This window comes from Actinomadura formosensis NBRC 14204 (genome assembly GCF_001552155.1).
Lineage (GTDB): Bacteria > Actinomycetota > Actinomycetes > Streptosporangiales > Streptosporangiaceae > Spirillospora > Spirillospora formosensis.
Window position 1 is genome coordinate 25,440 of record NZ_BCQQ01000074.1, and the last position, 9,864, is coordinate 35,303.

The 9,864-nt window shown below is 73.1% G+C and carries 9 protein-coding genes and 1 pseudogene; 5 read left to right on the top strand and 5 right to left on the bottom strand.

Annotated elements, in window-relative coordinates:
* Positions 1 to 17: 17 nt before the first annotated feature.
* The 3 genes from AF1_RS19715 (at position 18) to AF1_RS19725 (ending at position 4,098) form a co-directional block, all read left to right on the top strand.
* Positions 18 to 746, top strand: a complete 729-nt coding sequence (locus AF1_RS19715; protein WP_242608619.1) for an acetoacetate decarboxylase family protein — start codon at positions 18 to 20, stop codon at positions 744 to 746.
* A gap of 145 nt (positions 747 to 891) precedes the next feature.
* Positions 892 to 3,327, top strand: a complete 2,436-nt coding sequence (locus AF1_RS19720; protein WP_067801078.1) for a HelD family protein — start codon at positions 892 to 894, stop codon at positions 3,325 to 3,327.
* Positions 3,328 to 3,456: 129 nt separating this feature from the next.
* A complete protein-coding gene (locus AF1_RS19725) occupies positions 3,457 to 4,098 on the top strand; it encodes a TetR/AcrR family transcriptional regulator (protein ID WP_067801081.1) in 642 nt (213 codons plus the stop codon).
* Between the two features lie 30 nt (positions 4,099 to 4,128).
* Here AF1_RS19725 and AF1_RS19730 read toward each other — a convergent pair whose 3' ends face one another.
* From AF1_RS19730 to AF1_RS19745, 4 genes are all read right to left on the bottom strand, one after another.
* On the bottom strand, positions 4,129 to 4,983 hold the full coding sequence (locus AF1_RS19730; protein WP_067801084.1) for a glycosyltransferase family 2 protein: 855 nt from the start codon (positions 4,981 to 4,983) through the stop codon (positions 4,129 to 4,131).
* Between the two features lie 95 nt (positions 4,984 to 5,078).
* The gene (locus AF1_RS19735; RefSeq protein ID WP_084263132.1) at positions 5,079 to 5,930 is read right to left on the bottom strand and encodes a CDP-alcohol phosphatidyltransferase family protein; all 852 of its coding nucleotides are present in this window, start codon (positions 5,928 to 5,930) and stop codon (positions 5,079 to 5,081) included.
* Positions 5,920 to 6,993 carry an iron-containing alcohol dehydrogenase family protein gene (locus AF1_RS19740; RefSeq protein ID WP_067801087.1) on the bottom strand — a complete coding sequence of 358 codons (1,074 nt, stop codon included), beginning with the start codon at positions 6,991 to 6,993 and terminating at the stop codon, positions 5,920 to 5,922. The genes AF1_RS19735 and AF1_RS19740 overlap by 11 nt, the downstream gene beginning before the upstream one ends.
* A gap of 46 nt (positions 6,994 to 7,039) precedes the next feature.
* Entirely contained in the window at positions 7,040 to 7,771 is a 732-nt protein-coding gene (locus tag AF1_RS19745; RefSeq protein WP_067801141.1) for a phosphocholine cytidylyltransferase family protein, read from the bottom strand.
* Positions 7,772 to 8,142: 371 nt separating this feature from the next.
* On the opposite strand from AF1_RS19745, the gene ispD reads away from it, so the two are divergent.
* Both ispD and AF1_RS19755 read left to right on the top strand, forming a co-directional pair.
* The gene (ispD, locus tag AF1_RS19750; RefSeq protein ID WP_067801090.1) at positions 8,143 to 8,844 is read left to right on the top strand and encodes a 2-C-methyl-D-erythritol 4-phosphate cytidylyltransferase; all 702 of its coding nucleotides are present in this window, start codon (positions 8,143 to 8,145) and stop codon (positions 8,842 to 8,844) included.
* Positions 8,841 to 9,590 (top strand): glycerophosphodiester phosphodiesterase, encoded by a 750-nt coding sequence (locus AF1_RS19755; protein ID WP_067801093.1) that lies wholly within the window; start codon positions 8,841 to 8,843, stop codon positions 9,588 to 9,590. The genes ispD and AF1_RS19755 overlap by 4 nt, the downstream gene beginning before the upstream one ends.
* A 3-nt stretch (positions 9,591 to 9,593) precedes the next feature.
* Here the strand turns inward: AF1_RS19755 and AF1_RS19760 are convergent.
* Positions 9,594 to 9,864 (bottom strand): annotated as a pseudogene (locus AF1_RS19760) (DNA polymerase III subunit gamma/tau); the annotation flags it as partial.

Here is a 9,864-nt window from a genome sequence, read left to right on the forward strand (position 1 = left end):
CTGTTCTACTGAGTGGTGTGACGAGCACCGTGCATGCGATCCAGGGCAGGCGCGTCGCGCTGCCGGTACGGATCCGCGACGCCGCCGTGGCGTCGGCGATGTTCGCCGTGCCCGCCCGTGCCGCACAGGCCGTCATCGCCTACTCCGGGCTGGACGTCGCCGAGCCGCTGCCCGGCCGGGCGATCTGCTCGCTGGCGTTCGTCCGGTACACCGACGGGGACCTCGGCCGGTACCACGAGTTCGCCGTCGCGTTCCTGGTGCGCCCGCCCGGTACGGCGCCCGCCGGGCCGCTCGGGCGGCTGCGCGGCATCGGGGCGTTCATCCACTGGCTGCCGGTCGACCAAGAGTTCACGCTGGAGGCCGGCCGGTCGATCTGGGGGTTCCCCAAGGAGATCGCCGACATTCCCCTGAACCTGGCGGGGCGGGTGAAGCGGTGCGCGGTCCGGTTCGGCGGACGCACGGCGATCGAGATGGCGGTGAGGCCGGGCGTGCCGATGCCGGGCGTCACCGCCGCGCCGGAGGTCGCGGCCTACTCGTGCATGGACGGTGTCACCCGCCGGACACCGTGGACGCTCACACCGTCCGCCGTCCGGGCTCGTCCGGGCGGCGCGAAGGTCTTCCTGGGTGACCACCCGGTGGCGGAGGAGCTGCGCGGGCTGGGGCTCGATCGGGCGCGGGCGCTGGGCAGCGGCACGGCCCGGCACGTGGAGATGGTCTTCGAAGGCGCCGAGGAGGTGCGCCGGTGAGGCGGACGGCGCCCGGCACGGACGCCTTCTCTTCGCCCAGATGTCCGCTCCGCGCCGAACCCGGGCGGAGCGCATAAGCTGTCTCCTCCGCCCCTTCGGGTGCCGGGAACGTCCCCGGCGCGAACACGTGCGAGGAGCAACCTGCATGTCGTCCCAGGTCACCGGGCGGCCGACCGGCCCCGGCGGCACGGTGAAGGATCAAGAGATCGCCGTCGAGCAGCGCTATGTCGACCTGGCCTACACGCGCCTGGAGGAGATGCGCGCGGACGCCCAGGCCATGATCCGCGAGGGCTACCGGCAGTCGCTCGCCGGCACCAAGGGCTCGCTCGTGGACCGGGACGCGATGGTCCACCAGGCGGCCCTGCGCGCCCAGGCGCTCGACGTGGCCGACGACGGCCTGGTGTTCGGCCGGCTCGACCTGGCGTCCCGCGAGGTCCGCTACATAGGCAAGATCGGCGTGCGGACCAGCGAGCACGACTCCCTCGTGATCGACTGGCGGGCGCCCGCCGCCGAGGACTTCTACCGCGCCACCCCCGAGGACCCGCGCGGCGTCGTCCGCCGCCGCGTCCTGCACTCGCGCGGGCACACGGTGATCGACCTGGAGGACGACCTGCTCGACCCGGAGGCCGCCGACGGGATGACGGTCGTCGGCGACGGCGCGTTCCTCGCCTCGCTCGCCCGCACCCGCGAGGGCGCGATGCGCGACATCGTCGCGACGATCCAGCGGGAGCAGGACGAGGTGATCCGCGCGCCCGCCGACGGGACGGTCCTGGTGCGCGGCGCGCCCGGCACCGGCAAGACGGCCGTCGCGCTGCACCGCGTCGCCTACCTGCTGTTCCGGCATCGGCGCCGGTTCGGGTCGCGCGGCGTCCTCGTGGTGGGCCCCAACCGCCGCTTCACCGCCTACATCGAGCGGGTGCTGCCGTCGCTCGGCGAGGGCTCGGCGACGCTGCGCTCACTCGGCGACCTGGTCGACGGCGGCACCGCGACCGTCCACGACACGCCCCGGCTGGCCCGCGTCAAGGGGGCGGAGGCGATGGCGGCGGTCCTGCGGCGCGCCGTCGGCGACCACGCGCCGGGCGCCCCCGACGAACTGCGCGTCGTGTTCAAGGGCGTCGTCGTCACGCTCGGCCGGACCCGGCTCGACCGGATCAGGAACGACGTCCACCGGCGCAGCCGCGGCAGCGTCAACGCGGCCCGCGGCCGGGCCGCCGAGATGCTCCTGGACGCCCTCTGGGCCCGCTTCAACGACGTCGGCGGACCGGAGGCGGCCGAGGCCGAGGAGGGCGCCGAGACGGGCCTGTGGAACGCGATCCTGGCCGCCGACGGCCTCGCCTCCCTCGACGAGGAGCCCCGGCAGGGCAGGCAGAACGGCGACCCGAAGCGCGCCCAGTTCGACGCCCGGGTCCGCGAGCAGCGCTCGTTCACCGACTTCCTCGTCGCCTGGTGGCCGATCCGCCGGCCGCTGGAGGTGCTGCGCTCGCTCGGCGACCCGTCCCGGCTGCGCCGCGCCGCCGGCCGCGACCTCGACCGTGCCGACATCGAGCCGCTCGCCGCGTCCTGGGCCGGGGACGACGCGCCGCTCAGCTACCAGGACGTCGCGCTCCTGGACGAGCTCGACGCGCTGCTCGGCTCGCCGCCCCGGCCGTCCCGCCGCCGCAAGGCCCCGTCCGAGGACGACCCGTTCGTCGTGGACGGCGTCAACATCCTCACCGGCGAGGAGGTCGTGGACGAGACGTGGGAGCCGGAGATGCAGGAGCTGACCACCTCCATCGAGCGGCTGGAGCGGGCACGCCGGGTGGACGACGGGGTGGTTGAGGAACGTCCCGAATACGCCCACATCGTGGTGGACGAGGCGCAGGACCTCTCCCCCATGCAGTGGCGGATGCTCGGCCGCCGCGGCCGCCACGCCAGCTGGACCATCGTGGAGGACCCGGCCCAGAGCGCCTGGGAGGACCTCGACGCCGCCCGGCGGGCCATGGAGAGCGCCCTCGGCGGCGAGAAGCCCGCACGGGGCCGCCGCCGCACCCGCACCCGCAAGCCCGCGCCCCGCACCCGGCACGAGTACGAACTCACCACGAACTACCGCAACTCCACCGAGATCGCCGCGGTGTCGGCCCGCGTGCTCGCCCGCGCCCTGCCCGACGCCCGCCCCGCCCGCGCCGTCCGCACTTCCGGAATAGACCCGATCATCCGGCTCGTCCCCGAATCCGACCTCCCCGCCGCCGCCCGCGCGCAGACCGAACGGCTCCTCACCCAGGTCGAAGGCACGATCGGCGTGATCGTCCCCCTCTCCCCGGACGAATCCGGCGTGACCGCCGCGTCCGGCGGAACCGTGGCGTGGACGGAGCGGGAGCGGGAGCGGCTCGGAGAGGGGCTGCCCGAGCGCGTGCAGGTACTGGACGTCCTGGAAGCCAAGGGCCTGGAGTTCGACGCCGCCGTGATCCTGGCGCCGGAGACCGTCGCCGCGCAGTCACCGCGCGGGCTGCGCGTCCTGTACGTGGCGGTGTCCCGCGCGACCCAGCGGCTGACCGTCCTCACCGCCGACCCGCAGTGGCGCGACACGCTGCTGGCCGATTGAACACCGGCCGAACTGCACCCTCGGCTGATCCGCCGAAGGCGTAGCCGCCGCACGAGGGGGAGAGCCGCCCGCCCGCGAGAGTTAGGCTGACGAGGCCCCTTTTCGCACGCACGGGTGAACGGAGATCCGATGAGCGGCCGGAACCCCGCGCCCAAGCGCAGTTACGGCGGCCGCTCGGCGGAGGAACGCCGGGCCGAGCGGCGGGAAAGGCTGCTGGCCGCCGGGCTCGAACTGTTCGGGACGCGCGGCTACGCGGCGACGTCCATCGAGCGGCTGTGCGCGACGGCGAACGTCTCGACCCGCAACTTCTACGAGGAGTTCTCCGGACGCGAGGAACTCCTCACCACCCTGCACAGCACCATCAACGAACGCGCGGCGCAGGCCCTCGCCGCCGCCTACGCCGAGGCGGCGGACGCCGATCTCCGGGCCCGCGTCGGACGCGCCGTCCACGCGTTCGTCACCGTCACGGCGAGCGACCCCCGCTGGGCCCGCATCGCGTTCGTCGAGGTCATCGGCGTCAGCGCCGGGCTGGAGCGGCACCGTTTCCGCTGGCGCGCCCGGTGGGAGGACGCCCTGATCGAGATGGTCCGCGAGGCCGTCGGCCGCGGCGAGGCCATCGACCGCGACTACCGGCTCACCATGATCGCCATCATCGGCGCGGTCAACAACCTCGTCCACCACTGGTCCGCCCGCGACCAGGACATCCCCCTGGACGACATCACCGCCGAACTGACGAGGCTCATCTGCGTCTCCCTCGGCGTCAGGCCCTAGAACACCTTCCCTCCACGGGCCCTTCGCGGGTCAGATGATGGGGGGACGTCCCGTGCGGGTCATGCGCCAGGCGGTGCGGTAGGAGATGGGGCGGCGGGGGCCGGCGGGTTTGCGCCAGCCCTCCACGAAGCCCCTGAACCACGGCTTGAGGGCGCCCGGCCTGCGTTCGCGCAGGACGGTCATGCCGACCCACACGGCGAGGTAGGTGAGCGCCAGCGGCCACGGAAGGTTGCGGCGGGCCAGCCAGACGCGGTTGCGGGCGTTGTAGCGGTAGAACATGTCGTGCCGCGTCGGCAGGACGGCGGGGTGGAACATGACCGCGGACGCGTCGTAGACGATGCGGTAGCCGGCATTGAGGATCTGCCAGGCGAGGTCTGTCTCCTCGTGGGCGTAGAAGAAGTCCTCCGGGAGGCCGCCGCCGGCATCGAACGCGGTACGGCGGATCGCGCAGGCGCCCCCCAGGAACGTGGTCACCGCGGACGAGCGTTCCGGGTCGCCGGCGCGCAGCCGCGGAACGTGCCGGCGTTCACCGCGCCCGCCCTCGGGGTCGCGGACGCGGAACGAGACGACGCCGAGGTCCGGTTCGGCGGAGAACCGGTCGCGCAGGTGCACGCCGAGGCGGGTGGAGCGGTACCAGCCGTCGTCGTCCAGGAACAGGATCACATCGCCGCTGGACGCCTCCACACCCCGGTTGCGTCCCGCCGGGATGCCGACGTTCGCGGGCAGGCGGATCAGTACCACGCGCTTGTCTTCGAAGACCGGGTCATCCCCTGGTGACCAGTCGCCCGCGACACCGTTACCGACGAGCACGACCTCGACGTCGACATGTTCCTGGTCGAGGACGCTGCGAACCGCACGAGCCAATTCCGCAGGCCGATTGCCCATGGTCAAGACCACGACTGACAGCGGAACATCCCCGCTTGCGCGGGGCCCAAGATCTTGCTCTCGCGGGTCCACAGCGTCCCCGTCTACGAAGGATTTCACTTCAGCCTCCGGGAGGCCAGGATGCTGACCAGGTGGAGCAGGGTCTGCAGCACCGCGACGGCGGCCACCGCGACCGTCAGGACGCGGACCGCGGCCGGGGTGGCGGTGCCGAGCACGGTGTCGATCGCGGCCGCCGCGACGATCAGCAGGGAGAGTTCGACCGCACCGATGATCCGGTGGAAGCGCAGCATGGACACGGCCTGCCGGGCGAGCGCGATGCCGGTGGAGCGGGGACGCAGCGCCCGGTCGCCGCCGGACGGGTCGGCGGGCAGCCCCGACTTGGCCCGTGCGACGACCACGTTGTCGGTCTCCGCCTTGATCAGCGCGGCACCGAGCGCGGCGAGGAGACCGAGCTCCACCCAGCCGCCGTTCTCCCAGCCGCCCTGGGCCATGAACCCGAGCCCGACGAGCAGCGACACCTCGGACAGGTAGTGCCCGATGCGGTCGAGGAACACCCCCGCCACCGACGTCTGCCTCAGATAGCGGGCGACCTCACCGTCCACGCAGTCGAGCAGCAGGTAGATCTGGATGAGGACGGCACCGCCGATCGCGGTCCACAACTCGGTGACGGGCAGCGACACGACGACGCCCGCGACGACGCCGCTGAGCATCATCAGGTAGGTGAGCTGGTTCGGGCTGAGGCCGAGCCGCAGCGCGATCCACGCGAAGTAGGGGGACAGGTCCCGCATGTAGAGGCGGCCGGCCCAGTGCTCCTCGTTGCGCCGGTCCTTCAGGCCGGGCGGCTGCCCGTACCGGCGGATGTCGGCGACCTTCGCGCCCTTGCGGTGCGGACGGTGGTCGCCTGGAGGTTCCGCGGAGTCGCTCTGCCCGGGGAGTTCAGCCCCCATGGGCCTGGACATACTCTTCCACCGCCTTGCGGGTCTCGTCCTTGTCGAGGCTGAGATATTCCAAGATCGTGTAGCGGCCCGGCCGGGTCTGCGGCGCGTACAGCACGGCCTCGGCGAACTGGTCGACCGTCAGCCCGATGTCGCCGGGCAGCCGGGGCAGGTCGTGCCGGCCGAGGCAGGTGAGGACCTCGCGCAGCCGGTCCTCACCCGTCCCGAGGCGGGTCGCGCGCAGGTGGTAGCAGAACGCGGTGCCGATCCCGGCCAGCTCGCCGTGGTTGGCGGTGCCCGGGTACAGGTGGTCGATGGCGTGCAGGATCTCGTGGTCGCCGCCGCTCGCGGGACGCGAGTCGCCCGCGAACGCCATCGACATCCCCGACAGCACCAGGCTCTCGGCGAGGACGGTCAGGAACCGGTCGGACTCGATCGACTCCGGCTGGTGCAGCAGCGCCTCGGCGGCGGTGCGCGCCACGGTGAGCGCCATCCGGTCGACCCGCTCGCCGCACTCCTGCGCCGCGAGCAGCCAGTCGTCCACGGCGGAGAAGTTGCTCAGCACGTCCCCGATCCCGGCGCGGACGAGCCGTTCGGGCGCGGCGCGCACGTAGTCGAGGTCGACGATCATCGCGAGCGGCATCACCACGCCGAACGAGCCCTTGCCGCCGTCGTGGACGAGCGAGGCGACCGGCGAGCAGATCCCGTCGTGGGACAGGTTCGTCGCGACCGACACCATCGGGATGCCCGACAGCGTCGCCGCGTACTTGGTCGCGTCGATCGTCCGGCCGCCGCCGATCCCGACGACGGCCTCGTACGACCCGGCGCGCAGCTTGGCCGCCAGCGCGACGGCCGCGTCCACGGTGCCGCCCTCGACCTGGTACACCTCGCAGGCCGACAGCGACGGCCTGACATGCTCGGCGATCTGGTCGCCCTGGCCGGGACCGACCGCGATCGCCACCCTCCCCTCGGTGACGATGCGCCGGTCGGCGAGCAGCTCGCCGAGGGCCGCGACGGCACCGCGCCGCACATCGATGGAGAGCGGCGCGTTGAGCATCCGCGTCAGCAGGGGCATGTGCCTCCTCGCTCGGGTCGTCCCGCGTTTGCCGGCCCGGACGGCGTCAGTAGCCCTTGGCGATCCGGCGGGCCTTCTCCAGGTCGTCGTGGTTGTCGACCTCGACCCACTCGACCTCGCCGATCGGCGCGACGCCGATGCGTCCGCCGCGGTTCACGTGCTCCTGGTAGCCGTCCTCGTAGTACAGGTCGGGGTCGCGCTCCCAGGTGGCCTTGAGGGCGTCCGCCAGCGGCCCGGCGACGGCGGGTTCGATCAGGGTGGCGCCGATGTACTCGCCGTTCGCGGTGGACGGGTCCATCAGCTTGGTAATGGTCTTCAGGTGGCCCTCCCCGTCGAGGATGACCTTCATCTCCTCGTCGGCAAGGGTCTTCACATCGTCCACGGCAAGGAGGATGTCCGGTCCGCGGTTCGCCAGCAGCGTCTTCTCGACGCTCACCGGATGGACCGTGTCGCCGTTGACCATGAGGACGCCCTTGGAGAAGTGCTCCCGGGCCAGCCACATGGAGTAGGCGTTGTTCCACTCCTCGGCCTTGTCGTTGTGAACCAGCGTGATGCTCACGCCGTACCGTTCCTCAAGGGCGGCCTTGCGGTCCTCGACGGCGCCCGCGCAGTAGCCGACGACGATGACGACGTCGGTCAGCCCGACCTCGGCGAGGTTGCGGAGGGCGATGTCCAGGATGGTGGTCTCGCCGTCCACCGGAACCAGGGCCTTGGGGAGGGTGTCGGTGTAGGGCCGCAGCCTCCGGCCCGCACCCGCCGCCAGCACCATGCCGATCATGCTTCCTCTTTCTCCAAGGTCGACTACCACGCCGCCGCCACCGCGACCGATCCGTGCCCGCGCGACGACGCTCCCGCCGCCGGGCAGGACGCCACCGTAGGCGGCCGGCGCGGCGTACGCGAACGGGAGCGGGCCGAGCCCCTCGCGGGCACGGTGCACGACATCGTCGTGGCGGAGCGCGAGGACCGTGACCGGCACGTGGCCGAGCGGCGCCGATACCGCCTGTGCGAACCCGCACGGCGAGGTAACCATACTCGATCCCGCGCGCTGGGGGCGGGATCGAGCCGCTCCCGCGGCCCGCCCCGGGAACCGTCCGGTACGTTGAGCGTGGCCGGGTGCCCGGAACGGATTGTCGGGGAGACCGAAGAGACATGGCGACGCGGACGGTGGCGGTGGTCCTCGCCGGCGGGGTCGGCGAACGCATGGGCGCCGGACGCCCCAAGCAGCTCGTGGAGGTCGGCGGGCGGCCCATCCTGGCGCACGCGATCGGCGCGTTCGACGCGCATCCCGGCATCGACGAGATCATCGTCGTGATGGCGGCCGGGCATCTGCGGGACGCCGCCGCGATCGCCGCGCCGTTCCGCAAGACGGCCGCCGTGATCGAAGGCGGCGACACCCGCACCGCCTCCACGGTCGCGGCGCTGCGCGTGCTGGACGGACGTCCGGACGACGTCCGCGTCCTGTTCCACGACGCGGCCCGCCCGTTCGTCGACCGCCCGACCATCGACCGCGTGCTGGACGCGCTGGACGCGCACGAGGCCGTCGCGGTGGGCATCCCGTCGTCCGACACGATCGTCGTGGTGGAGGACGGCCTGGTCGTCTCGATGCCGCCGCGGGCGGCACTGAGCCGCTTCCAGACCCCGCAGGGCTTCCGGCTCGGCACGATCCGCAAGGCGTACGAGCTGGCGCTCGCCGACCCGGATCTGCGGGCCACCGACGACTGCGGGATCGTGCACCGCTACCTGCCGGGCGTCCCCATCCGGGTCGTCGAGGGCAGCGAGCGCAACCTCAAGGTCACCCAGCCCCTCGACGCCGTCATCGCCGAACATCTCGCCACCGAGGTGAACCCTTGATCTTCGCGAACACCCCCACGGTCATCGGCCATCGCGGCTACGGGTCGGGCGATCTCACGCCGCCCGGCGCCGCGGCCCCGGTCGCCGAGAACACGCTGCCGTCCATGCTGGCCGCCGTCGAGGCGGGCCTGTCGTGGGTCGAGATCGACGTGACGCGCACCGCCGACGACCACCTCGTCCTGCGGCACGACCCGACGACCGCGACCGGCGACCACCTGGTCGACCTGCCCGCCACGGCGAGCGGCCTGCCCCTGCTCACCGAGATCTTCGACGCGCTGCCGGCCGACGTGGCGGTGGACGTGGACGTCAAGACCGTCCTGGAGGACGCGCTGGACGAGCCGTCCCGCCGCACCGGCGCGCTGCTCGTCCCGGTGCTGAAACGGGAGGCGAGGCGGCGTCCGCTGCTCGTCACCTCGTTCGACCCGTCGCTGCTGACGTTCCTGCGCGAGGAGCTGCCGGGCGTCCCGCTGGGGCTGCTGACGTGGCTGCGGTTCCCGCTGTGGCACGCCGTCCCGGCCGCCGCCGGCCTCGGCCTGGACGTCGTCGCCGTCCACACCGGGTCGTGCGGCATCGACCACCCCGACACGCGGCTGCGTCCGCTGGAGCGCTGCGTGGACGTGGCGCACAAGGCGGGCCTGGAGACGGTCGCCTGGTGCCCGTCGGCGCAGGCGGCGCCGGCCTACGCGGCCGCCGGGTTCGACGCGATGGTGGTCAACGACGTCCCCGGCGTCCTCGCGGCCGTCTGAGGGCTACTCCTTGCCGCCGTACACCCGCGTCCACTCGCCGGGCCCGTCGTCGTCCGGGCCGCTGTCGATGGACGGCTCGGGCTTGCTCTCCCCGCGCGACGGCGGCGCGGGAGATCCGGCCGGGAGCGGAGGCGGATTGGACGCGGCGGGCGGAGCGGGCGGCGCACCGTACTGCGGCGCCCCCTGCCACGACGGGCTCTGCGCCGGCGGCGCCTGCGGCGCTCCCATGGGCGCCGGGGCGCCTGGCATGGGCGGCGGGCCCATCGGCGCGGGC

Coding starts and splice junctions, on each gene's coding strand:
- AF1_RS19725 (WP_067801081.1), top strand. CDS start 3,457: ATGAGCGGCCGGAACCCCGCGCCCAAGCGCAGTTACGGCGGCCGCTCG.
- AF1_RS19740 (WP_067801087.1), bottom strand. CDS start 6,993: ATGCCCCTGCTGACGCGGATGCTCAACGCGCCGCTCTCCATCGATGTG.
- AF1_RS19730 (WP_067801084.1), bottom strand. CDS start 4,983: ATGGGCAATCGGCCTGCGGAATTGGCTCGTGCGGTTCGCAGCGTCCTC.
- AF1_RS19745 (WP_067801141.1), bottom strand. CDS start 7,771: ATGATCGGCATGGTGCTGGCGGCGGGTGCGGGCCGGAGGCTGCGGCCC.
- AF1_RS19720 (WP_067801078.1), top strand. CDS start 892: ATGTCGTCCCAGGTCACCGGGCGGCCGACCGGCCCCGGCGGCACGGTG.
- ispD (WP_067801090.1), top strand. CDS start 8,143: ATGGCGACGCGGACGGTGGCGGTGGTCCTCGCCGGCGGGGTCGGCGAA.
- AF1_RS19735 (WP_084263132.1), bottom strand. CDS start 5,930: ATGGGGGCTGAACTCCCCGGGCAGAGCGACTCCGCGGAACCTCCAGGC.